This is a genomic window from Atopobiaceae bacterium, from assembly GCA_022483015.1.
Taxonomy (GTDB): domain Bacteria; phylum Actinomycetota; class Coriobacteriia; order Coriobacteriales; family Atopobiaceae; genus JALCUE01.
In genome coordinates, this window is the sequence record JAKVOB010000001.1 from 68,535 (window position 1) to 92,687 (window position 24,153).

At 65.8% G+C, this 24,153-nt stretch carries 21 protein-coding genes; 4 read left to right on the forward strand and 17 right to left on the reverse strand.

Annotated elements, in window-relative coordinates:
- Positions 1-42 precede the first annotated feature (42 nt).
- The 6 genes from LKE50_00280 to LKE50_00305 form a co-directional block, all read right to left on the reverse strand.
- Positions 43-717 carry a response regulator transcription factor gene (locus tag LKE50_00280; protein MCH3967080.1) on the reverse strand — a complete coding sequence of 225 codons (675 nt, stop codon included), beginning with the start codon at positions 715-717 and terminating at the stop codon, positions 43-45.
- A gap of 379 nt (positions 718-1,096) precedes the next feature.
- Positions 1,097-1,831: an amino acid ABC transporter ATP-binding protein gene (locus tag LKE50_00285; GenBank protein ID MCH3967081.1), complete on the reverse strand. Its 735-nt coding sequence runs from the start codon at positions 1,829-1,831 to the stop codon at positions 1,097-1,099.
- A 115-nt stretch (positions 1,832-1,946) separates the two neighbouring features.
- Positions 1,947-3,443: an amino acid ABC transporter permease gene (locus tag LKE50_00290; GenBank protein MCH3967082.1), complete on the reverse strand. Its 1,497-nt coding sequence runs from the start codon at positions 3,441-3,443 to the stop codon at positions 1,947-1,949.
- Positions 3,444-3,501: 58 nt separating this feature from the next.
- Complete coding sequence (locus LKE50_00295; protein ID MCH3967083.1) at positions 3,502-4,377, reverse strand: ABC transporter substrate-binding protein; 876 nt, start codon at positions 4,375-4,377, stop codon at positions 3,502-3,504.
- 254 nt (positions 4,378-4,631) lie between these two features.
- A complete protein-coding gene (locus LKE50_00300; protein MCH3967084.1) occupies positions 4,632-5,951 on the reverse strand; it encodes a glutamine synthetase family protein in 1,320 nt (439 codons plus the stop codon).
- 181 nt (positions 5,952-6,132) lie between these two features.
- On the reverse strand, positions 6,133-6,366 hold the full coding sequence (locus tag LKE50_00305) for a FeoB-associated Cys-rich membrane protein (GenBank protein MCH3967085.1): 234 nt from the start codon (positions 6,364-6,366) through the stop codon (positions 6,133-6,135).
- 237 nt (positions 6,367-6,603) lie between these two features.
- Between LKE50_00305 and LKE50_00310 the strand changes: the two genes are divergently transcribed.
- On the forward strand, positions 6,604-7,401 hold the full coding sequence (locus tag LKE50_00310; protein MCH3967086.1) for a GntR family transcriptional regulator: 798 nt from the start codon (positions 6,604-6,606) through the stop codon (positions 7,399-7,401).
- Positions 7,402-7,486: 85 nt separating this feature from the next.
- Here the strand turns inward: LKE50_00310 and LKE50_00315 are convergent, their stop codons facing one another.
- Both LKE50_00315 and LKE50_00320 read right to left on the reverse strand, forming a co-directional pair.
- Positions 7,487-8,362 carry a sugar phosphate isomerase/epimerase gene (locus tag LKE50_00315; GenBank protein MCH3967087.1) on the reverse strand — a complete coding sequence of 292 codons (876 nt, stop codon included), beginning with the start codon at positions 8,360-8,362 and terminating at the stop codon, positions 7,487-7,489.
- Positions 8,363-8,375: 13 nt separating this feature from the next.
- Positions 8,376-9,563, reverse strand: coding sequence for a glycoside hydrolase family 88 protein (locus LKE50_00320; GenBank protein MCH3967088.1), 1,188 nt, complete (start codon positions 9,561-9,563; stop codon positions 8,376-8,378).
- A 289-nt stretch (positions 9,564-9,852) separates the two neighbouring features.
- Here LKE50_00320 and LKE50_00325 point away from each other — a divergent pair, with 289 nt between their 5' ends.
- The 3 genes from LKE50_00325 to LKE50_00335 all read left to right on the forward strand — a co-directional run bounded on the left by LKE50_00325 (position 9,853) and on the right by LKE50_00335 (position 12,560).
- Positions 9,853-10,662, forward strand: a complete 810-nt coding sequence (locus tag LKE50_00325; protein MCH3967089.1) for a gluconate 5-dehydrogenase — start codon at positions 9,853-9,855, stop codon at positions 10,660-10,662.
- A gap of 74 nt (positions 10,663-10,736) precedes the next feature.
- Complete coding sequence (locus tag LKE50_00330; protein MCH3967090.1) at positions 10,737-11,375, forward strand: RpiB/LacA/LacB family sugar-phosphate isomerase; 639 nt, start codon at positions 10,737-10,739, stop codon at positions 11,373-11,375.
- Positions 11,376-11,534: 159 nt separating this feature from the next.
- The gene (locus LKE50_00335) at positions 11,535-12,560 is read left to right on the forward strand and encodes a LacI family DNA-binding transcriptional regulator (GenBank protein ID MCH3967091.1); all 1,026 of its coding nucleotides are present in this window, start codon (positions 11,535-11,537) and stop codon (positions 12,558-12,560) included.
- An 89-nt stretch (positions 12,561-12,649) separates the two neighbouring features.
- Here LKE50_00335 and LKE50_00340 read toward each other — a convergent pair whose 3' ends face one another.
- From LKE50_00340 to LKE50_00380, 9 genes are all read right to left on the reverse strand, one after another.
- Entirely contained in the window at positions 12,650-14,050 is a 1,401-nt protein-coding gene (locus tag LKE50_00340; GenBank protein MCH3967092.1) for a hypothetical protein, read from the reverse strand.
- Between the two features lie 13 nt (positions 14,051-14,063).
- Positions 14,064-14,999 carry a nucleoside hydrolase gene (locus LKE50_00345; protein ID MCH3967093.1) on the reverse strand — a complete coding sequence of 312 codons (936 nt, stop codon included), beginning with the start codon at positions 14,997-14,999 and terminating at the stop codon, positions 14,064-14,066.
- Between the two features lie 73 nt (positions 15,000-15,072).
- On the reverse strand, positions 15,073-16,026 hold the full coding sequence (locus LKE50_00350; protein ID MCH3967094.1) for a nucleoside hydrolase: 954 nt from the start codon (positions 16,024-16,026) through the stop codon (positions 15,073-15,075).
- Between the two features lie 26 nt (positions 16,027-16,052).
- Complete coding sequence (locus LKE50_00355) at positions 16,053-17,000, reverse strand: ribokinase (GenBank protein ID MCH3967095.1); 948 nt, start codon at positions 16,998-17,000, stop codon at positions 16,053-16,055.
- Between the two features lie 251 nt (positions 17,001-17,251).
- Entirely contained in the window at positions 17,252-18,898 is a 1,647-nt protein-coding gene (locus tag LKE50_00360; GenBank protein ID MCH3967096.1) for an MFS transporter, read from the reverse strand.
- 93 nt (positions 18,899-18,991) lie between these two features.
- Positions 18,992-20,560, reverse strand: coding sequence for a glycoside hydrolase family 28 protein (locus LKE50_00365; protein MCH3967097.1), 1,569 nt, complete (start codon positions 20,558-20,560; stop codon positions 18,992-18,994).
- A 356-nt stretch (positions 20,561-20,916) separates the two neighbouring features.
- Positions 20,917-22,404, reverse strand: a complete 1,488-nt coding sequence (locus LKE50_00370) for an altronate dehydratase family protein (protein ID MCH3967098.1) — start codon at positions 22,402-22,404, stop codon at positions 20,917-20,919.
- 9 nt (positions 22,405-22,413) lie between these two features.
- Positions 22,414-23,058 carry a bifunctional 4-hydroxy-2-oxoglutarate aldolase/2-dehydro-3-deoxy-phosphogluconate aldolase gene (gene eda, locus LKE50_00375; GenBank protein MCH3967099.1) on the reverse strand — a complete coding sequence of 215 codons (645 nt, stop codon included), beginning with the start codon at positions 23,056-23,058 and terminating at the stop codon, positions 22,414-22,416.
- Positions 23,059-23,113: 55 nt separating this feature from the next.
- Positions 23,114-24,145: a sugar kinase gene (locus LKE50_00380; GenBank protein MCH3967100.1), complete on the reverse strand. Its 1,032-nt coding sequence runs from the start codon at positions 24,143-24,145 to the stop codon at positions 23,114-23,116.
- Between the last annotated feature and the right edge of the window lie 8 nt (positions 24,146-24,153).

The window sequence follows — 24,153 nt, forward strand, 5'->3', positions numbered from 1 at the left end:
TTTGTATGTTTCTGAAAACTGGGGAGAAGGACGCGGCCGCAGCTACAGCTTGAAGAGGTAGCCCACGCCACGTACCGTCGCGATGTGCGAGGCGACCTGAGGTCCGACCTTCGAGCGCACGCGACGGATATGCACGTCGACCGTACGCGTGCCGCCGCAGTACTCGAACCCCCACACGCGATGGAGCAGCGTCTCGCGAGAGTAGGCCCGGCTGGGATGCGTCGCCAGGAAGCTCAGGAGCGAGTACTCCATGAGCGTGAGGTCGACGGGCTTGTCATCGATATAGACCTGGTAGGTCGCCAGGTTGATCGTCATGTCGTCGACCGTGATGATGTCGGAGGGGGCGTTCTCCTCGCCTGGCCAGAGCAGCTGGGCGCACCGTACCTCGAACTCGGACTCGCCTGCCGTGGCAAGGATGAAGTCGGAGTGGCCCTGCACCGGCATGTGGAGCGCGGGGAGCTTGTCCTCGTCGACCACGATGAGCATGGGGATGCAGCCGTTCTCGCCCACATAGGCCTCGACGGCGTCCATAAGGTCCTGCATGATACCGGCGACGTCAAGCACCACGAGGTCGAAGTCATGACCGCTCGTGATGGCCTGGTTGAAGGTGTCGGGGGTCGCCAGCAGCACCGATACGTCCAAGGCATGCGAAAGCTCGCGCATACGTTCGTGATGCCGCGTGGTCCGAGCTATGAGCAGGATGTTCTTATGATGCATCCTCTGAGACCCCCATGCCTTCCGGTGTGATGAGGCTGAATCCCTCGATATCCACCTCATCGCAGTACCCTGAGAATAGCACAGGCAGCAGGGGCTTGGGCATCACTCGAAAACCGCCGTGCCGAATCGCCTGCGTCGTCCCTCTTCATGACCTGCCCCTTCCCCAGACGGTCGGCCAGGGGACGAGCGATGTCCCCCAGCCGCTGCGAACGTTCGACTCATAGGGTGGCCCCCGTTTGTTACCGCCGAGAAACGATGGGGACTTGTTAACACAGTTGTGATGAAACGAAGCGGTCACGCTGGCGATACGCACGCGGAGGGCGGCCTGGCACCAGCGTGCCGGACCGCCCTCCACAAGGTGCGGACTTCTGCGGATGCGCTAGATCTCCTTGATGTTGCCGATGAAGGAGGCCGTGCGGTCCTGCTGCGGATGGTCGAAGACGTCCTCGGGGAGCCCCTGCTCGACCACCACGCCGTCCTCCATGAACACGACGCGGTCGGCCACGTCGCGGGCGAACCCCATCTCGTGGGTCACCACGACCATGGTCATGCCTCCGTTCTCGGCCAGGTCGCGCATGACGTCGAGGACGCCTCGCACGAGCTCCGGGTCGAGCGCGCTCGTGGGCTCGTCGAACAGCAGGACGTCGGGGTGCATCGCCACGGCGCGCGCGATGGCCACCCGCTGCTGCTGGCCGCCAGAGAGCTGTGCGGGCCTGTAGTCCGCGCGGTCGGAGAGGCCCACTGCGTCGAGCTGGCGCAGGGCCTCCTTCTCGGCCTCGGCCTTGTCCTTGCCCAGCACCTTGGTCTGGCCGATCATGACGTTGCCCAGGGCCGAGAGGTGCGGGAAGAGGTTGAAGCTCTGGAAGACCATCCCCAGATGCTTGCGCAGCTCGTTGACGTCGGTCTTCCTCTTGCCCGTGATCTCGGCGTCGTTGATGAGGATATGCCCTGCCGTGGGCGTCTCGAGCAGGTTGATGCACCGGAGCATCGTCGACTTGCCGGACCCCGATGGTCCCAGCACCACGACGACCTCGCCCGGCCATATGTCGAGGTTCACGTCCCTCAGGACGACGTTGTCCCCGAAGGTCTTGTTGAGGTGCTCGATACGGACGATGGGGTGCTCGCCCTCCACGAAGGCGTGCCGCGAGAGGGCCTGGTCATGCTCGAATGCCGACCTGGCAGCCTCCTCGGGGGCGAGGGGCTCGGGAATCTCGTCGAAGGTCTCCTTGCTAGCATGCATCGGAGGCACCTCCCCTCATGCCGCCGGCAGCCGGGACGGCGTCGGCCTCGATCCTGGCGATGACCTCGTCGGCATCGTCATGCCCACCAGCCTTGAAGGGGGCCATGAGGGCGCCCCATGCGCTCGGCTTCCTGACCGAGGCCTGCACCGAGGTCGGGGCAGCGGCAGCCTCGGGAGCCTTCTGGGACGTCCCGAGACGGGCCTTGCCGGCCTTGGGCCTGGGTCCCGAGCCGGACTCGGAGCGCGCGATGTTCTTCTCGATGATGCCGACGACCTTGATGAGCGGCAGCGTCACGATGAGGTAGTAGATGGCGGCCGCCATGTACGGCGTGATGTTGCCCGAGACCGTCGTGAGGTTCTTCGAGAACATCATGAGCTCCATGACGCCTACGCTCGAGAGGAGCGACGTGTCCTTGTACGAGGTGATGAAGTCGCTCGTCACCGTGGGGATCACGCGCCGCACCGTCTGGGGCAGGATGATCGAGACCATGGTCTGGGCCCGGTTCATGCCGAGGCTCGCCGCGGCCTCGTACTGGCCTTGGGGAATCGACTGGATGCCGGCACGGAAGATCTCAGCCAGATAGGCACTCGAGTTCACGGCCATGACGATGACACCCAGGACGTTGTTGTTGATGTTGACGCCGACCATCGGCAGGCCGAAGAACATGATGTAGATCTGCAGGAAGAGAGGCGTGCCGCGCAGGACGTTGATGTAGGTCACGGCTATGGCGCGTACCACGCGATGCCGGGCGAGCTTCATGAACGCGAAGCACAGACCCAGCACGATGGCTATGGGATAGGCCACGACCACGATGCCCAGGCAGACCACCCAGCCGCTGAACAGCGAGACGAACGAGGTGAGCAGGAGCTGGGGCTTGAAGAACATCCCCAGGAACTGGTTCGAGTTCCACGCCGTCACCCAGGCCTGGCCATCGAGCCATGAGACGGCGGCCTGGAGCGGCGTGTTCGCGATCACGGAGATGGACGGGGACTCGGGCAGGGACCTCGTCTCGCCGTTCGTCTCGTACGTCCCCGTGATGGTGTAGTCACCACCGTCGGCCGGGAAGCTCATGCCCGTCACCTCGAGGCGGACGAGCGAGCCCTCGGGAATGGCCTGGCCGAAGGTCACCACCAGGGAGGTGCCCGACGTCTCCGTGTCAGCCGAGACGTCCTGACGGTTGAGCCCCGCAAGCACGGTGACGCGCGTCGTCGAGCCGTCGAAGCTGCCCCCCTCGGGGACCGCCAAGGTCACCTTGGTGACGTCCTCGGCCGAATCGACCGTGCCCTCCCAGGTGAGACGGGTCGTCTCTCCGCCGATGACACCGTCGCCACCGTCCTCGTTGGGCCGCGCCGTAGCCTTGTCGCAGGTCAGGGCCTGAGCCTGCGTCGGATGCACCCATGTCACGGCACCGTATGCGACGAGCGCGACGAACGCCAGCGCCACGAGGGTGCGGAGCCTCCGTATGGCTGATCCCGATCTGGACATGCCCATGCTCCCTTCCAATCCGCCCCTTGAGGTGGGGCAGCCCCGAGGTGGTCGACGCCTAGAGCGTGGTGCCGAACCACTTCGTCTGCAGCGAGGCCATCGTCCCGTCGTCCTCGATCTGCTTGAGCGCGTCGTTCAGCGCCGCCGTGAGACCGGGCTGGTCCTTCGACACGACGATGCCGTACTGCTCGCCCGTCGGGATCTCGAGGATGACCTTGAGGTCGGTGTATGAGTTCTTGCACATGTAGTCCATGACGGGCAGGTCGGCCACGCAGGCGTCGTAGAGGCCCGTCTGGACACCGGTCATGGCCTGGATGGCATCGTCGAGCGGGACGCAGGTCGCCTGCGGCATGTTCTCCTGGACCCACTCCTCGCCCGTCGTGCCCGACTGCACGGCGACCTTGTGGTCCGAGGAGTTGAGGCTGTCCTTGTCGAGGGTCGTCCCGACCTGTGCGACCATGGCCTGGTTCGAGTCCATGTAGGAGTCGGTGAAGTCGATCTCCTCCTTGCGGTCATCGGTGATCGTGAAGCTCGAGACGCCCACGTCGGCCTTCCCGCCCTGCTTGATGAGGGGGACGATGGTGTCGAACTTCTGGGCCGGGAGGTACTCGCAGGTGAGCCCCAGCTTCCCGCAGATCGCGTTCATCATGTCGACGTCGAAGCCCTCCGGGTTCGTGCCGCCGTCAGGCACGGACTCCATGGGCGGGTAGGCGAGGTCGGAGGCGACGATGAGCTTGCCCGACTCGACCGTCGTGTAGCCTGACGTGTCTGCGGCCGTCGTGGATGCCGCCGTCGTGGTCGCGCTGCTCGAGCTGCCCGAGCAGCCGGCCAGGATGCCCGCGCCACCCAGGCCGAGCACGACCGCAGCCGCGCCCTGGATGAAGCCCCTGCGACTCATCGAGCCGCCCCGCATGCCTGTGCTGTCACCGTTCATTGCGCTCCCCCTCCGTCTGGTCCAAGGTATCGGCGGGAATGCCCTCATGGACATGCCCCTCCCGCCGTAGGTACCACTTTCGCCCCTCCAGGCGGGACCACGGATGGGATGCCGTCTTGTTAACAGACTTGTGACACGTGGTGCTGCATGAATCCGAAATTCTATACAGATTGTTCGCTATCTGATACAAAACGAAACCACGCCACCCGAAGGCGGCGTGGTCCTCGTCAGATATGCGAGCGGACGCGTGGGGCCTAGAAGCCGGCGTAGCTCCGACCGCGCTCCCACTCCGTGACCGTGCTCGAGAACTCGTCCCACTCCTCGCCCTTGTGCTCCACGAGGAAGTCGAAGATGTGGTCGCCGAGGGTCTCGCGCATGAGCGAGCTGGCGGAGAAGGCCTCGACCGCCTCACCGAGGTTCCCGGGCAGACGGGTGGCATCGACCACGCTGGGATCGCTCCCGGGGCACTCGTCCGGAAGCTCGAGCCCGTCCTGGATCCCGCGCATGCCGGCGGCGAGCGTCACCGCCATCGCGAGGTAGGGATTGCACGAGGCGTCGGGCAGGCGGAGCTCGACGCGGCAGGAGGCCTGCTTGCCCGGCTTGTACAACGGGACGCGCACCAGGGCCGAACGGTTGCGGCGGCCCCAGGTGGTGTAGCAGGGAACCTCGCCATTGTCCACGAGGCGCTTGTAGGAGTTCACGGTCGGGTTGGTCACGAGGGCATACTCGGGCGCATAGGCGAGCAGGCCAGCCACGTAGTGGCGGGCGACGTCAGAGAGGTGGCTCCCGTCCTCGGTGTCCTCGCCCCAGAAGACGTTGTTGCCCTCGTGGTCGAACAACGACTGGTGCATGAAGAGGGCGGACCCTGCCGCATCTGCGAACGGCTTGGGCATGAACGAGGCGAACATGTCGTGCGAGAAGGCGACCTGCTTGACCACGAGTCGCGACGTCATGATGTTGTCTGCCGAGCTCAGCGCCTCAGCATGACGGAGCGAGAGCCCGTTCTGCGACGGCGCGATGTCATGATAGGAATACTCGACGGGGATCGACATCTGCTCGAGGGTGAGCACGGTGTCGCGGCGCAGGTCACGTGCCGAGTCCGTGGGCGTGAGGTCGAAGTAGCCGGCCCCGTCGAGCGGCTTGGCCAGATGGTCGTCGGCGAAGTAGAAGTACTCGAGCTCGGGGCCCACCACCGAGATGTAGCCCTGCTCGTCGGCCGCGCGGAAGACCCGCTCGAGGCAGGCGCGGGGGTCGCCGGCGAAGGGCTCGCAAGCCGGCGTCTTGATGTCGCAGAAGATGCGGGCGACGCCCGACTCCTCGGGACGCCACGGCAGGATCTGGAACGTGTCGGGGTCGGGGAAGGCCAGCATGTCCGACTCCTCCTGCGGGGCGAAGCCGTCCACGGAGGACCCGTCGAACCCGATGCCCTCCTCGAAGGCCTCCTCGAGGTCCTCGGGCGAGATGGAGAACGACTTGAGGTTCCCAAGGACATCGGTGAACCAGAGCCGCACGAAGCGTATGTCGCGCTCTTCGACGGTACGTAGTACGAAGTCGATGTTCTGCTCGTTGGTCATGAGGCTGCCTCACAGGTCAGAATCGAATGGGAGCCAACGCTCCGCCTAGCGTCGACACTTTCCCACATACGTGTTACATCGATGTTTCGGCCCGACCGCGAACGGTATGGCAGGCCACCTGGAGGGAGGGCATGCCACGGCTCCTCCATGGACGGGCGGGACCGCAAGGCGAGAGGGACCCCTATCTCGGGCCCTCCTCGACCCCGCCATCGAAGTGCTCCATCCCGGCCGAGAGGTCGTCCACCATGCGCTGGCCACAGGGGCACTCGCCCACCCCCGTACGTGCCGAGGCGCACGAGCCGGCCTGGCCGCACCCGGCACAGCCCCCGTCGGAACGGGCACGCAGGAGATGCCGCACGCACAGGATGACTGCGATGGCGACGGCGGCGAGGATGATGCCGTCCAGAAGCCCCATGTCTCCCCCTTTGACGGTTCGAGGTCCCTCACGAATGTTAACCTTGGCTAACTATAGCAGACGACTTGCCCTTTCGGAAGGGCGCACAGTGGATGGTAGTGCGGCCCTCACGCTGCCGTCCATGTCTGATATACGTCCATTCATGCTGGTCTCGCTTGCCAACTCACTAATATGCCATACTCTATCCACAGGTCATCGCGCGCACGGAGGTGCGCGCCCAGCAGAGGGCAGGTCTTCATGGCGAGCACCAAGACAGGGTCATTGGGCCGCACGGGAGTCGTGGCGTCTGACTGCATGCAGGTCATACCTCGGATCGACGGCGAGTCTGGGTCCTCGTACTCCTACCGGGTCCTCTATTACAACATCCTCATGCTCTACATGCCCCCTGGATCCTGGATTCGCGAGAGTGCCATCGCCCAGAAGCTCGGCCTGTCACGCACGCCGGTCCATGAGGCCGTGGCCCTGCTCAACGACCGCCACCTCGTCGACGTCGCGCCCCAGAGCGCCACGCACGTCTCGTGCATAGACATCTCGATGCTGCGACAGGGATGCTTCCTCCGCTCGTCCATAGAGCCGCTCGTCTTCAAGCAGGTCGCCGTGTCGATCTCGAACGAGTACCGCACCGCCCTCTCGAAGAACCTCGAGGCGCAGAGGGAGATTCCCGCAGGCAACCGCCCGGAGGACGAGTACCTCTACCTCGACAACATCTTCCACCGCCTCGTCTACCAGGCAGCGGGCAAGGACTTCATCTGGGAGCAGCTCAGAAGGGCGAGCGCCCCCTATGACCGGGTGCGCTACATGGGCCTGCTCTTCGGCTACGACCACCCCTCGATCGAGGACCACGAGTTCCTCTTCAGGTACCTCACGCTCGGAGGCATACCCGACGAGGAGGTCCTGGACCTCATCCACGCGCACCTCGCCCGGTACGTGAGCTTCTTCGACCGGCTTGCCACCGACTTCCCCGAGTACTTCGTGTTCGACGAGGAGCAGCCCGACCCCATCTCGTCCGAGGAGCCCATGTCCCTCATCGTATGACGAGAGCCCGTCACATTGCATCGCCAAGAGGAGGGGCCCGCTCGGTCGAGCGGGCCCCTCCTCTGACTCGGACCGGGTGATCGGCCTAGAGACGCTCCAGGTACTCCCTGGACGCGACGGCCGTCTCGGGCGTGCTGTTCTCGACCACGGCCTGGAGATGGGGCTTCGTGCGGTCGGCCCACGCCACGATGGGTGCGAGGTCGAAGCAGCCCGTGGTGCCGGCGCCGTGGCAGACGAGTCGGCCGGCCTCGTCCACGGCACCAGCCATGTCAGGTACGTCCGCAGGCACGACCTCGCAGTCCTTGGCGTGGAGCACCTGTATCTCGCGGCCGCAGAGGTCGAGCATGCGTCCCACCTCGTCCTGGGCCTGGGGCAGGATGGACGCGTGGAGCAGCGCCACCGGATCATAGATGACGCCGAGGTTGGGGCTCGCCACCGCATCGAGCACCCCACGGCAGCGCTCAGGCGTGCAGACGACCTCGTTGTAGCCAGGCTCGATGGCGAGCGTCACGCCGAAGTGGGCGCAGGGCCCCACCGCACGGGTGAGAGCGGCGACGAAGGCCGCGAGGGCCTTGTCGCCGAAGCGGTCGGGATTGACCTCGTTGTTGGCAGAGGGCCTTCCCGTCTCGGTGCCCACGATGCCGCAACCCATCCACGCCGCGAAGCGGGCACATGACTCGTACTCGGCAAGGTAGTTGTCGAGCTGCGACGAGAAGGGCGTGGCGAGGTTCTTGTAGCAGCCGAAGACCGCGCAGTCGAGGTGGTTCCGGTCGAGCTCGCGGCGCAGGTGCGCGGCCAGCCCCGGGGTGAGACCGAACCGGTCGATGCCGTACTCGGCATAGACTACCTTGCTCGCCAGGTGCACGCAGGTGAACCCCTGCTCATGGGCCATCTCGAGGCGACGCTCGAGCGATGCTGGCTCCATGTCGTGAAGACGTATGCCCACCGAGAGCCTGCTCATGGCACGTCCTTCCCTAGTCGGCGGCGCCGAAGTCGACGCCGCACTCACCTTCGAGCCCATCATGCCTGATGACCTCGATGTAGGCAAGGATGAGCGGGGCCACGCCCTTGGCGTCGTTCTTCACGACCGGCTCGCGCATGTAGTAGTCGAACGTCCCCTCGCGATAGGCGAAGCGCCCGCCGCCGTCGCCCATGCCTGCCTGCAGACAGATGCCATCGAGCTGCAGCTCGCCGTCGACCTCGGTGAGCTCGCGCTCGCAGATGCCGTCGAAGGCGCGACGGCCGTACGGGTAGTAGGCGTCCTCGAGCACGCCAAGGCGCACGCCCTTCATGATGGCGTTGGCGAAGATGGCCGATCCGCTCGTCTCGAGGTAGTTGGGCTTGCACTTGGGCATGTTGATGACCTGGTGCCACATGCCCGTCTCGGCATCCTGGTAGGGAAGCATCGAGTCGATGAGGTCCTTGAACATGGAGCGCAGCTCGTCACGCTCGGCGGACATGCTGGGGGGCATGATCTCCCAGGTGTCCACGAGCGCCATGGCGAACCAGCCCTCGGCGCGGAGCCAGAAGTTGGTGGACAGCCCCGTCACGGGGTCGCACCAGAAGTCGGAGCGCGACGAGTCGTACACGTGGTAGTAGAGCCCGTTGCGGTCGTCGCGCATGAGCTTCCTGACGTTCTCGAACTGGTGGAAGCTGTCGGAGCAGGCATGGCCGTCGTGGAACGACAGCTCGTACTGCATGTAGAACGGCTGGGCCATGTAGAGGCCGTCGAGCCAGACCTGGTTGGGATAGATGAGCTTGTGCCAGAAGTTGCCCTCCTTGGTGCGGGGTTGGTGCTCGAGCTGGCCATAGATCGTGTCCATGGCGCGACGGTACTTCTCCTTCTTGGTGTAGGCATAGAGGATGTAGAGGGTCTTGCCGGCGTTGACGTTGTCCAGGTTGTACTCGAGCGGGTCGTAGTGCCTGATCGAGCCGTCCTCCTGCACGAAGTAGTCGATGTACTGGTCGGCGAAGATGAGGTACGAGTTGTCGGCGGTGATGTCATAGAACTCGAGGAGGGCCTTGATCATGCAGCCGTCGATGTAGTTCCAGGTGTTCTCCTTGCCGCTGCGCATCTTCTCGATGTTCCATGCCGGGGCCTGGGGGGTGGAGTTCTCCATCAGCTGTTGGATGTACCTGTCAAGAATGCTCGAGCAACCCATGTGGGCCTCCCTGGTCGCGCGGCACCGTGGGTGCCGTCCCTGCCAGCCCACCACGCCCTCTATGCGGTAAACTGGTTTACTATGATGTCATCCATTCTGTATCAGCGTGCTGCCATGTCAAGGGAACCCCTCTGGGAAAACCGCGAAGGGACGGAAAACGGATGTGAGCGTTGTTCTTGTAACGATGCTTGACAAAACCGGTTTACTAGACTTGACTGTCAGGGAAGGCACATCATGTGCCCGCGCGCCCGCACCGTCGCGCGGGCCACGGCAACCCAGGAGGTTCCACATGGACGGAGACGTTCTCGACACGTTCAGGCTCGATGGGAAGGTGGCGCTCGTCACGGGCGCCGCCTACGGCATCGGCTTCGCCATAGCGCAGGCACTCGCCGGGGCCGGCGCTCGCATCGCGTTCAACTGCCGCGGGCAGGAGCACATGGACAAGGCACTCGCGGCCTATCACGAGGCTGGCATCGAGGCGCACGGCTACCTCTGCGACTGCACCGACGAGGCCCAGGTCACCAAGATGGTGGGCGACATCGAGCACGACCTCGGCACCATCGACATCCTCGTGAACAACGCCGGCATCATCAAGCGCATCCCCATGTGCGACATGTCCGTCGAGGACTTCCGCGCAGTGGTCGACATCGACCTCAACGCCCCCTTCATCGTGTCGAAGGCCGTCATCCCGGCCATGGTCGAGAAGGGCCACGGCAAGATCATCAACATCTGCTCGATGATGAGCGAGCTCGGGCGCGAGACCGTCTCGGCCTACGCGGCAGCCAAGGGCGGGCTCAAGATGCTCACCCGCAACATCTGCTCCGAGTACGGCGCGGCCAACATCCAGTGCAACGGCATCGGACCCGGCTACATCGCCACGCCGCAGACCGCTCCCCTGCGCGAGCGCCAGGCCGACGGCAGCAGGCAGCCGTTCGACAGCTTCATCATCTCGAAGACCCCGGCGGCCCGCTGGGGGACGCCCGAGGACCTCATGGGTCCCGCGGTGTTCCTCGCCTCGGATGCCTCGGACTTCGTCAACGGCCACATCCTCTACGTCGACGGCGGCATCCTCGCCTACATCGGCAAGCAGCCCGAGTAGCCCCACACTTGCAGTCCCCGTGCAGCCCACGTCATAGTCCAGGCCGTCATGCGGCCCCAACGCTAGGAGAGATCATGAGAATCGCCCTCATCAACGAGAACAGCCAGGCCGCCAAGAACGGCGTCATCGAGAAGGCCCTCACCACCGTCGTGGAGCCCATGGGCCACACCGTCGACAACTACGGCATGTATGCCGCAGACGACGCCGCACAGCTCACCTACGTGCAGAACGGCATCCTCGCCGCGACCCTGCTGAACTCCGGCGCCGCCGACTACGTCATCACCGGCTGTGGCACGGGCGAGGGCGCCATGCTCGGCCTCAACGCCTGGCCCGGTGTCATCTGCGGGCACGTGGAGGACCCCCTCGACGCCTACACCTTCGCGCAGATCAACGACGGCAACGCCATCGCCATCCCCTTCGCCAAGGGCTTCGGCTGGGGTGGCGACCTCAACCTCGAGTACATCTTCGAGAAGCTCTTCTGCGAGGAGTCCGGCCAGGGTTACCCCCGCGAGCGCGCCGTGCCCGAGAAGGCCAACAAGAAGATCCTCGACCAGGTCCGCGACATCACCATGGGCGACTTCCTGACCTCGCTCAAGTCCGTCGACCGCGGACTCGTCCGCGGGGCCTTCGCCGGCGAGCGCTTCGAGGAGCTCTTCTTCGCCAGCTGCAAGGACGAGGCCATCGCCGAGGCCGTCCGCGAGATCCGCGCCTAGCGCGGAAGTCATCCCTCTCGCCTGTCATGCCAGGGGCCCGGGCTTCGATGCCCTGGGCCCCTGCCCTTCTCGAGGGCAGGGCCCGCTCACCGAACATTCCGCCGCATGGTAAACAGCGTAGTAAACTGATGGGGTTCGCAACCGTCGCGAGGAGCGCCCATGGCCACGACCGAGACACAGCACGTCACCATCCGTGACATCGCCCAGATGGCCGGCACGTCCAAGACCACCGTCTCGTTCTACATCAACGGCAAGACCGACAAGATGAGCACGGCCACGCAGGAGCGCATCAAGGCCGCCATCGAGAAGACCGGCTACGCCCCCAACCCCCTGGCCCGGAGCCTCAACGCCAAGAGGAGCTTCCTGCTGGGCGTGGTCATCGGGGACATCACCAACACGTTCTCCAACCGCATCGTGAAGGGCATCGGGTCGGTGGCCAAGACCGACGGGTATCGCATGCTCGTGAGCAGCTCGAACTACGACCGGGCCGACGAGAGGGCCTACATCGAGCGGCTCCTCTCGGTGGGCGTGGACGGCTTCATCGTGCAGCCCACCGGCGAGTTCAAGGCCGTGACCGAGGCCATCGAGAAGGCCGGCAAGCCGCTCGTCTTCTTCGACTCGAAGCTGTACGACTTCTCGAGCTCCTGGGTCAAGACCGACAACTACGAGGCGACCTACAAGGCCACCGAGGCGGTGGTCAACCAGGGCTACGAGAGGTTCGTGATCATCTCGGCCGAGCCCAAGCTGCTCTCGACCAGGATCGAGCGCTACTCGGGGTTCGTGGACGCCCTCGATGCCCATGACCAGGCCTTCGAGCAGCTCATCATCGACCCGGACACCCTCTCGCCCGACCTCGTGGAGGGCTTCCTCCGCGAGCATGTCGACGGCGAGGTCCCCACGCTCGTCTTCGCCCCCAACTGCTGGGCGCTCCCCGACATATATGTGGGCATGCGCCCGTTCTACCCGCTCATGCCCGAGAAGGTGGGCCTCCTGGGCTTCGACAACGTGGAATGGACGAGCGTGGCCTGCCCCTCGGTCTCGTGCATCGAGCAACCCGCCTTCGAGGAGGGCCACGAGGCGGCCCGCATCCTCATCGACCTCATCGACGGCAAGGAGTCGGTCGACCGCCATAAGGTCCTCGACTGCGCCGTGGCATGGCGGGGGTCCACCCGCGAGGTCCACTAGGCAGACAGGCCTCGCAGAGGGGGCCGGGGGACCATGCCTGCGCCCGCTTCCCCGCCGTAGCCTGGAAGCGAGGTCGTGCACCCGTGCCGCTACCAGACGAAGAGACCGACCATGCCGGCCGAGAGCAGCGAGACGAGGATGCCGGCCACGAGCATGCGCCACACGTTGGATGCGATGAGCCGGTTCTTCTCGGCACCCACCATGCCCTTGAAGCAGCCGATGACCATGCCGATCGTCCCGAGGTTGGCGAACGACGTGAGGAACACCGTGAGGACCGCCTGGTAGTGAGGGGCGTAGCTGGCGATGTCGGCGGTGACCCTTCCCATGGCCACGAACTCGTTGGTGATGACCTTGAGGCCCATGAGCTGGGACATGTCCCAGGCGGTAGCTCCGTCGAGACCCAACAGGCGCGCCGGGACGTACATGACGACCCCGAGGATGGACTCGAGCGAGAGTGGCTGCCAGATGGCCCCGAGGAGCTCGTCGACCAGCGCCGCCAGCGCCACGAAGGCGATGACGTTGGCGATGATGATGAGGACCAGCTTGCCCGCACCCAGGATCGAGTCGCCCAGGAACGAGAAGTACGGCTCCCGCTCCCGGCGCCTGCCCGCATGGCCGATCATGCCCCTCGCATAGGCGAGGATGCCCTCGGCCTTGGCCACGGTCTGCCTCGGCGTGTCCGCGGAGACGCCCTCGTCAAAGGCCTCGGTGAGGACACCCTCCTCCGCCACCGAGGTCCTCACCCCCAGGGGCCGCGCGTCCCCCACGGACCCGTCGGACGCGTCAGCCTCACGGTCGGTGTCGCCGAGGGTGTAGATGACGTCCTCCTCGGGGGTGACCCTCACCGGATAGAGCATGTTGCTCACGATGAGGGCGTTGATGCAGTTGAGCGGTATGGCCGTGAGCACGAACTCGCCGGGCACCATCTGCGAGTAGGCGGCGACGATCGACGCGGTGACGCAGCTCATGGACATCATGGCGAGCGTCATGCAACGCTCGGGCCTCATCCTCGTGATCTGGAGCTTCGAGACGGCGAGGGCCTCCGTGTTGCCCAGGAACATCATCTCGACCGAGAAGAACGTCTCGAAGCGGGGCTGGCGGGTCACGAACGAGAGGCCCCGTCCGACCCATTTGATGGCCCAGGGAAGCAGGCCGATGTAGGTGAGGGTGTCGAACAGGGGCACCACGAGCAGGATGGGCAGCAGGGCGCTGCAGACGAAGTTGACCTCTCCGCTCGGCGAGGTCGCCCACCACCCGAGGACGAAGCTGATGCCCTCGTCGGCCACCGAGACGAGGGCGGCGAAGCCAGCCGCGCATGCGTTGACGAGGGCGACGCCCCACGAGAAGCTCGTGAGCACGAAGGCGATGAGGACGTTGAGCCCCACCATGATTCCGACGGACCTCCAGTCGATGGCCGCCCGGTCGCTCGAGAGCAGCCAACCGATGGCCAGGAACACCACGAGGCCTGCGATGTTGAGTGCGAGATACATGTCCTTCCCCCTCCTAGCCGATGCGACGGAGCGCGTCGGCGACGAGACCCCAGAAGCCATCGAAGTCGAGCTCGGTCCCCACCCGGGTGTTGCAGCCACCAGGAGCCTGGGCGCGCAGGTCAGCCACCGTCATGCCACGGGTGAGCGTCCCGGCGAGCTCCACGTCGAGCGGGCAGGCCACCGTCCTCACGACCGATGGGTCGATCACATAGGCCACGGCACACGGGTCGTGGGTGGGAGGGTCGGGGAAGGCCTGCCGGTCATGGTAGGTCGAGCGGAAGAAGTCCATGAGGCCGTTCACGGCCGGGGCCAGCCGGTGGTTGGCGGCAGCGAGCCTTGCCTGGACCTCGTGGGTGCAGAGCGCCTGGTGCGTGACGTCGAGCCCCACCATCGTGAGCGGCCACGGCTCGTCCAGGACGATATGCGCCGCCTCGGGGTCGCACGCCACGTTGAACTCGGCGACGGGGGTGCGGTTGCCCACATGGCATCCCCCGCCCATGATCACGACCTCGTGCACACGTCCCACGATCCTCGGCTCCAGGCGCAGGGCCAGGGCGATGTTGGTGAGCGGCGCCGTGGCCACGAGCGTCACCGAGTCAGGCTCGGACGCCATGATGGTGTCGACGATCCAGGTCGCGGCATGGCCCTCGTCAAGAGGTCGGCTAGGAGCGGGGAGGTCGACCCCGTCGAGGCCCGTCTCGCCGTGCATGTAGGCCCCATCCGTGAGGGCGGCGACGAGCGGTCGGGCACATCCGGCATGGACCGGGACGTCGGACGCACCGACGAGCTCGAGCACGGCACGGGCGTTATAGGTCACCTTGTCGAGGCTCTGGTTGCCACCGACGGTCGTGACGCCCAGCAGGTCGATGTCGGGACTTCCCACCGCGAGCATGATGGCGACCGCGTCGTCATGCCCTGGGTCGCTGTCGAGGATGATGCTTCGTGCCATGGTGGCTCCCTTGTTCCGGGGTTGGACGTGCATGCTCGTGGTCGCACCGCCGCAAGCGGCTATGACCTGGTCGTCACGCGCACGGGACGGCCGCGCGACCGACCCGGTCCATGAACTCGCGGAGGAAGCGGGGGACGTCCACGCCGACCGCGACCCTCATGTCCTTCTCGGGATCGTTCAGACGCTCCTCGTCGACGATGGTACGCCCGCGCGTGGGCCCCTCGAGGTCCACCTTCATGTTGGCGTCGATGGCGGTGACGAGCGTCGGGTCGATGGCCACGGCCACGGCGAGCGGGTCGTGCAGGCCGCATCCGCCCAGATGCGGTGCCGTGGTCTCGTAGGCCTTGATGTAGAAGTCGGACATGTCTGCCAGGAATTCCCCCGCCGCGGTGCCGAGGTCGCGCCACCTCTGGGTGTCCTGATAGGTGAGCAGGGTCTGCAGGGTCACGTCGAGCCCGACCATGGTGGCCGGTGCCCCCGAGCGGAAGAGCACGTCCGCGGCATCGGGATCCTGCGAGATGTTGGCCTCCATCCACGGCGTGACGTTGCCGGGGACGGTGAGGGCACCGCCCATGAGGACGATGCGGCCGATCCCGCCCACGATCTCGGGCGCGCGGGCGATCGCCGCGGCGATGTTGGTCATGGGACCGGTGGGAACGTAGACGAGGTCGGTGCCGTAGGTCTTGACGGCATCGATGATGAAGTCGACGGCCGGCTCGTCGGCGACCTCGCGCGCGGAGTCAGGGATCGTGACGTCCCCTATGCCGTTGTCCCCATGGATGAAGGCCGAGATGGGCATGACCTCGAAGGAGTCCTTGGTGCTGGCATGAGGGAGGCCCTGATAGACCTCCACCTCGGGATGCCCCAGCAGGTCCGTGATGGCGAGGTCGTTGCGCACGCCCTGCTCCACGAGGACGTTGCCGTAGGTGGCAGTGATGCCGATGAGGTCGGCCTCGGGGCTTCCGAGCGCATAGGCGATCGCCAGGGCGTCGTCCACCCCGGTGTCGAGGTCGAGAATGAGCTTCATGTCAGGCGTCCTTTCATCTGGCTGGTTCACGCGGAGAGGATCGTGCGAGGTCGTGGGCGCACGTCATCGAAGAGCCGGTCGACCTCCACAAGCGACGGGATGGAACGCTGGGCCCCCAGACGAGAGACCGCGATGGAGGACGCGCAGGTGGCCCTTCCCATGGCCTCGGCCAGGTCGATGCCAGCGAGGTGGGACGCGACCAACGACCCGAGGAAGGTGTCCCCCGCACAGGTCGTGTCGACCACCTCTGCGGGAAGGGCCGGCATGGCGAGGGCCTGCGAGGCATCGCGTGCGAAGGCACCATGCGACCCGAGGGTCACGACCACCGTCGTGGCGCCCTGGCCCATCAGGGCATCAGACGCAGCCAGGCACGTCTCGTCATCGGTCGGGAGGACCCCGCAGATGGTATGGCACTCGGTCTCGTTCACGCAGACGAGGTCGACGCAACCCAGGAGGCCCTCGGGGAGGACCTGTGCGGGGGCGGGGTTCACGATGGTGTAGAGGCCCCGTCCATGGGCCTCCCGGATGGCCGCGAAGGTGGTCTCGGGGTCGCACTCGAGCTGGGTGAGGAACACGTCACCGTACTCGGCAAGGTCGTCGAGCGCCGCCGAGACGTCGGCTGCGACGAGGGCATGGTTCGCCCCGGGGCTCAGGATGATGCGGTTGTCCCCCGAAGTGCGGATGATGGTGGCGATACCCGTGGCGGACCCGTCCACAGGGCACACGCCCGCGCAGCCGACACCGGCGTCCGCCAGCTGCGAGATGAGCTCGTCGCCGAACGCGTCACGTCCCACGGCCGCGACCATGTGGGTCTCGGCACCCATGCGTGCCGCCGCGACGGCCTGGTTGGCGCCCTTGCCGCCCGCGTTCGACAAGAACCCGCGTCCCTCGATGGTCTCACCCGCGCGGGGCATCCTGTCGCACTCGACCGTGAGGTCCATGTTCATGCTGCCGAAGACGATGACGCGACCCATGTCCGCCCCTCTCCCCGTGTCCGGTACCCTACGATGCCCTTGATGGTAGACCAGTTCCTCTCCCTTCTCGCCTTGCCGGAGGGCAAAAGGCGCGGGCCGCGCCCGAGGCATGACGCGAAGACGCCGGCACCCAGTGAGGGCACCGACGTCTTCGCGGTGGTTTGTCCCGTCGGCCATGCGGCCGGCTGGGAAAGGAGGTGCCTGCCCCCCACCCCAAGGTCCAGGGCGAGGGGCAGACGGATGGCACGGACCTACTTGGCGGCCTTGGTCTTGCCGGCCTCCGGATGGGCGGCCTGCCACTCCTTGAGCTCGGCCCGCTCCTCGGGGGTGTGGTAGCCGAACCCGTTGTGGCCGAAGCAGATGTCATAGGGGACGCCCGTGAGCCGCTCGCAGGTCCTCTTGACCTCGGGGTCGACGTCCTCCATCCTGCCGCCCTGGCGCAGCACGCGCTCGGACTCGGCGATGAGGACCTGGTCGGTCTCCTTGTCGAGCTGCATGCGCTTGGCGAAGTAGGCGCCCAGGATCGAGAGGCCCACCACGCCGATGAGCATGATCCAGAGGACCGCGCTCGTGACGCTCGCGGGCTGCACCACGTCGGTGCCCTTCACGTAGCCGGCGAGCGCGAGCGTCGTACCGAGGATGGCGACCACGGAGGCGTTCATGAGCTTGCCGCAGAGCGTCATGGCTGCCGCATAGGTGCCCTCGCGCCTGCGGCCGGTGACGATCTCGTCAGCGTCCGGCACGAAGATGTATGCCTGCCACGGGATGTAGTAGACGGCTCCCGTACCAAGGCCGAAGAAGACGACGATGCCGGTGACGAGCGCGATGGTGGCCATGGTCGCCGGGTTGTCGACCGTGAACCCGCCGGTGAAGCCGATGGCCACGTAGCAGAGCACCGAGGCGATGACGACGGTCTCGGCCACCATGTACGGCTTGCGGAAGCCCTTCTTGGCGACGATGCCCATGACGACGATGGTGGAGATGAGCTGCATGATCGGGCTCAGCGACTGCCAGAACGAGGACTGCGTCTTAGGCAGGAACAGCACGTACATGACGAAGTAGACGAACGTGGAGTTATAGAGCCACTCGGCGCCGAAGCCGAAGAGGTACATGCCGAGCAGGTGACGGAAGGTGCGGAGACGGAACGTCGAGGTGATGTCGATGAAGAGCTTCTTCATGCCCTCGCCGATGCTCTCGACCTTCTCGGTGACCTCCTCGCTCACGGGGCGCTCCCATGTGGTGAGGTAGACGAAGAGCATCGAGGCGGCCATGATCACACCGAAGCAGATGCCCATGACCACGAACGCGGTCTCGCTCTTCTCGCCGTAGATCAGGAAGAAGACGCCGGGCAGGGCATTGACGAGGAAGTTCGCGACCTTGCCGAAGATGGCCTTGAGGCCGCCCAGGTAGGTGCGCTCCTCGAAGTCCGTGGTCATCTCTGCAGGAAGCGAGTTGTACGGCACCATGACGAAGGTGTAGACGATGTTGTAGCAGATGTAGATCGCGAAGTAGTACCAGAAGGCACCCTCGACGACATGCCAGAGCAGCACGTTCAGGAGGAACAGCAGGGGCACCGCAAGCAGGATGAAGAAGCGCCTGCGACCGAACTTGCGCCCGAGCTTGGTGTTGTTGAACGAGTCGGAGATGAAGCCGGCGAGCGGGTTGATGATCACATCGACGAGCAGGGCGAACGACGTGACGACCGTCGCCTGCGACTGCTCGAGCCCGCAGTACGAGGTCAGGAAGATCATCAGCCACGCGGATGCCAGCGCCAGGGCGCCCGACCCCACGAGGTTGCCGCTGCCGAAGCCGATACGGTTGATCAGCTTGACCTTTCGCCCCTTCGGATTCTTGTCCGGCCCCTTGGCCGGCTCCGCTGCCACTGCAGTATCTGCCATAGTCCTCTCCTCTTCCTTGGCCCTGAGTATTCCCCAAGGCGTATGACCGCAATCTCTATGTCTACCGGGACCGGTCCGGCCCCGAGGGACTCCCTAGCGCCTCTCGACCTCGTCGACGTCCTGGAGCAGGAGCTCGTCACCCTCCTGGCCTTCCACGTGCACGTCGTCGAGCACGAGGCGGCTCACGTTCTGGGCCACGATGCCGACCCGGCACATCTCGTCGACGCCCGAGGCCATGGCCGGTACCGCAGGGATCGCCTCAGGCGAGAAGGACACGCGCACGCGATGGAACTCGAGCGTCGAGATCTTCCGCTCGGGGAGGCCAGTGAGCCAGGCCGCCGCCGCATGGCAGTTGGTGGCCCGGACGTCCTGGAAGCACAGCGAGCGGACCTCGGGGGTACGTTCGTCCGCGGGAAGGGCGTCACGGCTCTGGACGTAGTCCGTCTTGCCGTCGACGTCGCAGAAGTAGAAGGAGTTCACCACGAACGGGGTCTTGACCTCGTCCATCTGGATCCCGTCGAAGACCACGCCCTCGACGACGGCGTCCTTGCCGCGTCCGCGGCGCGTCTTCACGCGAAGGCCCCGGTCCGTGCGCTCGAAGCGGCACTGGCGGGTCGTGAGGCCCGAGATGCCACCGGCCATCTCGCTGCCCAGCACCACGGCACCATGCCCGTCATGCATGAGGCACTGCTCGATCGTGATGTCGCGGCACGGGGGACGCAGCTCGGCAGGCATCGAGAGCCTTCCGCTCTTGATGGCGATGTCGTCGTCGCCCACCGAGAACCGGCACCCCATGATGCTCACGTCCTCGCATGACTCGGGATTGAGCCCGTCGGTGTTGGGCGAGTCCTTGGGCCCCTGGATGTCGAGGCACCAGAAGCCGAGGTGCCGTGAGAGGTACGGGTGGATGGTCCAGCTGGGGCTGTTGCGTACCGTGATGCCAGCCAGGTCCACGCGCTCGCACCGGTTGAGGAAGACGAGGCGAGGACGGCACGCCACGCGGATGGTCTTGGGGTCGAGCCACCAGTCCTTGTCGGAGGCGTTGCCATCGATGGTGCCACGGCCATAGACGCGCACGTCATGCACGCCCATGCCGCAGAGGATGCCCGAGAAGGCCTTGCGACTCTCGCCCTCCCAGGTGCCGAGGGGGAGGTAGTCGCCACCGTCGAAGCCCTTGTGACCCGTGCCCTCGATGCGTCCGGGGAGGATGGGGAACTCGGTGCGGTCCGTGCGGGCCTTGAGGGTGGCACCTTCGGCGAGCTCGAGCGAGACTCCGCTCGCGAGGAAGACGCTCGTGATGGAGTAGGTCCCCGCGGGGACCAGGACCCGCCCGTCGTCGGGGCAGCTCAGGATGGCGGCCTGGATGGACCCGGTGTCATCGCGCACCCCGTCACCGGCGGCCCCGAACTCACGCACGTCGAGGGTGAAGCTCTCGGCTGGGGTGACCACCTCGGTGGTGGCCGAGACCCCATCGCGCTCGAGGCGGATGCGATAGTAGGTGGCGGGCTCGAGGCCGTCCACATAGGTGAGGACGCGGTCGGTGGTGCCCTGCGGCCGCTCGTTCACGTAGACGTCCCAGGGCTCGTCGAAGGAGAAGGTGCTGCCGTCGTCCATGCGGACCACGAGGGCACGGGCGCACTTCCATGTGATGCCAAGCCTCATGTCCACTCCCTCATGGCTTCCGTCCCGGTTCGGACGTCGTGGTTAGTAAACTGGTTTACTTACAAGGAAGATTTTACGCCGCATATAGGGGAACGCAACCACGAACGGCACATCTAGGCGAATTAGACCGCTTGCGGAGGAATCACAACCACTCACAAAAACCGGTTTACTATCGAGGAGAGATACGCCGTTCCGAACGAGAGGAACGCCCCGATTCCAAACCGGAGACGTCCCGTACAGGAGGGCCGTCCTAAAGGAGGACGGCTCCCGGTCCTTACAGGAGGGCCGTCCTAGGTGAGGACGGCTCCCTGTCCTTACAGGACCACGCCGTCCTAGGTGAGGACGGCTCCCTGTCCTTACAGGACCACGCCGTCCTTCCAGATCGAGATGCTGCGATAGCCGTGGCGCTCGGATGCCGTGAGGTGGCCGCCGGCCGTGTCGAGGACGAGCTGCCACAGGTCGGCCGCCGCCTCGTCTATGGTCTGCTCGCCATCGGCCACCACGCCGGCATCGAAGTCCATCCATCCTGGCTTGGCCCGTGCGAGCCTCGTGTTGGTGAACACCTTGACCGTGGGAACGGGTGCCCCGAAGGGCGTGCCACGACCGGTGGAGAAGAGCACCAGATGCGCCCCTGCGGCCGTGAGCGCCGTCGTGCTCACGAGGTCGTTTCCCGGCGAGCACACGAGGTTGAGGCCGTGGGCCTTGACCGGGTCGGCATAGCCCAGCACGCCGGAGATGGGAGCGGTGCCGCCCTTCTGGACGCAGCCGCAGCTCTTGTCCTCGAGCGTGGTGATGCCACCGGCCTTGTTGCCGGGGCTGGGGTTGTCATACACGACCTCATGGTGCTCGATGAAGTAGTCCTTGAAGCCGTTGAGCATCGCCGCCGCCGCATCGAATGTCGCACGGTCGCGGCATCGCCCCAGGAGGAAGCCCTCGGCACCGAACATCTCGGGGACCTCGGTCTGGAGGGCCGTGCCCCCGCGCGAGACGAGCAGGTCCGAGACGCGACCGATGGTGGGGTTCGCCGTGATGCCGGAGAGGCCGTCGGAGCCGCCACACTTGAGGCCCACCACGAGCTCGCTCGCGGGGATAGGCTCGCGTACGGAGCTGGCGGCGTAGTCGACCAGCCCACGAAGGAGCTCGCGGCCGCTCTCGAGCTCGTCGGACACGTCCTGGCAGGTCAGGAACTTGACACGGTTCTCGTCATAGGGCCCGAGCTCGTCCAGGAACTGCTCGTGCGTGAGGTTCTCGCACCCCAGCGAGAGCACCAGGACGCCGCCCGCGTTGGGGTGACGCACGAGGTCCGCCAGGAGCCTCCTCGTGGTGGCATGATCCGTACCCGTCTGGGAGCAGCCGAAGGGATGGCAGAAGCAGTGGATGCCGTCGACGCTCCCATGCACCAGGTCGGCATTGCCCTCCACGAGGGCTCGCGCCACGTCGTTCACGCAACCCACCGTGGGAATTACCCAGACCTCGTTGCGGATGCCCACCGAACCATCGGCGCGACGAAAGCCCTGGAAGGTCTCGGGCTCGATTGCCGGCAGCTCGCACCCGCGAGGACGATACTCATAGGCGACCTCGCCAGAGAGGTTGGTCCTGACGTTATGGGTATGGAGCCACGTACCTGGCCTCACGTCCTCGGTGACATGCCCGATGGGCAGGCCGTACTTGATGACGTCGCCACCCTTGGTGATCGGCTCGACCGCCATCTTGTGGCCCTGGGGCACGTCGTCCAAGGCACGCACCTGCCGGCCGTCGGCCAGCGCGACCTCCGAGCCAGCCCCGATGGGCCCGAGGGCCACGACGACATTGTCATGCGGGTCGATCTGGACGACGCGTGCCATGGCTCTCCCCTATCCGCGGATGCGCTTGACCGTGTCCGCAGCCTCGCGGCACATCTGCTCAATCTTGTCATACTCGCCGTTGTGGATGAGGTCGGCCTTGACCATCCAGGTTCCGCCCACGGCGATGATGTTGGGGCAGGCGAGGTAGTCAGCGAGATTGTCCAGGTTCACGCCACCGGTAGGCATGAAGCGATGGCCGACGAAGGGTGCCGAGAGGCTCTTGATGGTGGCAAGCCCACCGTACTGGGCCGCCGGGAAGAACTTGGTCACGTGCAGACCCAGCTTCAGGGCCTGGATGATCTCGGTCGGGGTGACGCAGGCAGGCATGACCGGCACCTGGATGTCGATGCAGTGCTGGACGACCTCGGCATCGAAGCCGGGGCTCACGATGAACTCGGCACCGGCCGCGACGGCATCGTCGACCTGCTCGACCGTGAGCACCGTGCCCGCGCCCACGCACATCTCGGGGTGAGCGGCGCACATGGTCCTGATGGAGTCGGCAGCGGCGTCGGTGCGGAAGGTGACCTCGGCGGCCGGAAGCCCTCCGGCCACAAGGGCGTCGGCCAGGGGCTCGGCGTCGAAGGCATCGTCGAGCACGACCACGGGGATGACGCCGATCTTCTCGGCCTTGGCATAGAAGTCGTCCATGTACATGGTGTTCCCTCCTGTAGGAGCTTGCTTGTGATGACGTAGGTCAACGTGCCTGCTGCTAGCGTGCCACTCGTTGTGCGCCGATGCCACCGGCAAGGGCCGCGATCTCATCGGCGGTGCAGAGGTTCGAGTCGCCGCGGATCGTGAGCTTGAGCACCGATGCCGCGATGGCGTAGTCGATGGTGTCCTGCGGGCCGAAGCCGTGGGACATGGCATGGATGAGTCCCGCCCCGAAGGCGTCGCCCGAGGCCACGCCCTCGAGCACGTGCATGTGATGCTCGGGGCTGAACCAATGCGAGCCATCCTCGTAGAGGAGGCCCATCCAGGTGGACTCCTCGACCGACTCGATGTTGCGCACCACGGAGGCCACGGCCTTGCAGCCGTAGGCCTCGCAGATGTCATGGGCGATCTCGACGTAGGCGTCCTTCTCGTCGATGCCGCAGGCGAGGCTGCAGCTGCCATGGGAGATGCCGAGCGAGGAGGCCGAGTCCTCGTCGTTGGCGACACAGACGTCCACGAGGGGCATGAGCCGGCGCATCGTGGCCTGGGCCTCGTCAGGGGTCCACATCTTGCCACGGTAGTTGAGGTCGCAGACCGTCGTGATGCCACGCGCGCGGCACTCCTCGAGCGCATCCTCGCAGGCGGTAGCCATGGCCGGTGAGACGGCGGCCGTCACGCCCGAGAAGTAGAACGTCGAGATGCCCTCGAGCAGAGCCGACCAGTCGAAGACGTCGGCCGTGGCGAGCGAGAGTGCCGAGTACTTCCGGTCGTAGACGCAGGAGTTCCCCCGTACGGATGCGCCCAGCTCGAAGATGTAGGAACCGAGACGGTCGCCGGCACGGACGACCCGCGAGGTGTCGACCCCATAGGTCGAGAGGCTCCTGAGGGCGCAGTCGCCGATGCGGTTGGCAGGCACGACCGAGACGTAGGCGGCAGGGTCGCCCTGGTAGGCGAGCGAGAGGGCCACGTTCGCCTCGGCACCGCCGTAGTGGACGTCGAAGGAGGAGGCCTGCTCGAGACGGAGGTGGTCAGGGGGCGAGAGGCGCATCATGATCTCGCCGAACGTGAGGGCGGTGCCATGCAGTTCCATTGTGATGC

Coding starts and splice junctions, on each gene's coding strand:
- LKE50_00295 (MCH3967083.1), bottom strand. CDS start 4,377: ATGAACGGTGACAGCACAGGCATGCGGGGCGGCTCGATGAGTCGCAGG.
- LKE50_00325 (MCH3967089.1), top strand. CDS start 9,853: ATGGACGGAGACGTTCTCGACACGTTCAGGCTCGATGGGAAGGTGGCG.
- LKE50_00380 (MCH3967100.1), bottom strand. CDS start 24,145: ATGGAACTGCATGGCACCGCCCTCACGTTCGGCGAGATCATGATGCGC.
- LKE50_00280 (MCH3967080.1), bottom strand. CDS start 717: ATGCATCATAAGAACATCCTGCTCATAGCTCGGACCACGCGGCATCAC.
- LKE50_00360 (MCH3967096.1), bottom strand. CDS start 18,898: ATGGCAGATACTGCAGTGGCAGCGGAGCCGGCCAAGGGGCCGGACAAG.
- LKE50_00355 (MCH3967095.1), bottom strand. CDS start 17,000: ATGGGTCGCGTCATCGTCTTCGGCAGCATGAACATGGACCTCACGGTC.
- LKE50_00345 (MCH3967093.1), bottom strand. CDS start 14,999: ATGGCACGAAGCATCATCCTCGACAGCGACCCAGGGCATGACGACGCG.
- LKE50_00300 (MCH3967084.1), bottom strand. CDS start 5,951: ATGACCAACGAGCAGAACATCGACTTCGTACTACGTACCGTCGAAGAG.
- LKE50_00340 (MCH3967092.1), bottom strand. CDS start 14,050: ATGTATCTCGCACTCAACATCGCAGGCCTCGTGGTGTTCCTGGCCATC.
- LKE50_00320 (MCH3967088.1), bottom strand. CDS start 9,563: ATGGGTTGCTCGAGCATTCTTGACAGGTACATCCAACAGCTGATGGAG.
- eda (MCH3967099.1), bottom strand. CDS start 23,058: ATGTACATGGACGACTTCTATGCCAAGGCCGAGAAGATCGGCGTCATC.
- LKE50_00290 (MCH3967082.1), bottom strand. CDS start 3,443: ATGTCCAGATCGGGATCAGCCATACGGAGGCTCCGCACCCTCGTGGCG.
- LKE50_00350 (MCH3967094.1), bottom strand. CDS start 16,026: ATGAAGCTCATTCTCGACCTCGACACCGGGGTGGACGACGCCCTGGCG.
- LKE50_00315 (MCH3967087.1), bottom strand. CDS start 8,362: ATGAGCAGGCTCTCGGTGGGCATACGTCTTCACGACATGGAGCCAGCA.
- LKE50_00305 (MCH3967085.1), bottom strand. CDS start 6,366: ATGGGGCTTCTGGACGGCATCATCCTCGCCGCCGTCGCCATCGCAGTC.
- LKE50_00365 (MCH3967097.1), bottom strand. CDS start 20,560: ATGAGGCTTGGCATCACATGGAAGTGCGCCCGTGCCCTCGTGGTCCGC.
- LKE50_00370 (MCH3967098.1), bottom strand. CDS start 22,404: ATGGCACGCGTCGTCCAGATCGACCCGCATGACAATGTCGTCGTGGCC.
- LKE50_00310 (MCH3967086.1), top strand. CDS start 6,604: ATGGCGAGCACCAAGACAGGGTCATTGGGCCGCACGGGAGTCGTGGCG.
- LKE50_00335 (MCH3967091.1), top strand. CDS start 11,535: ATGGCCACGACCGAGACACAGCACGTCACCATCCGTGACATCGCCCAG.
- LKE50_00330 (MCH3967090.1), top strand. CDS start 10,737: ATGAGAATCGCCCTCATCAACGAGAACAGCCAGGCCGCCAAGAACGGC.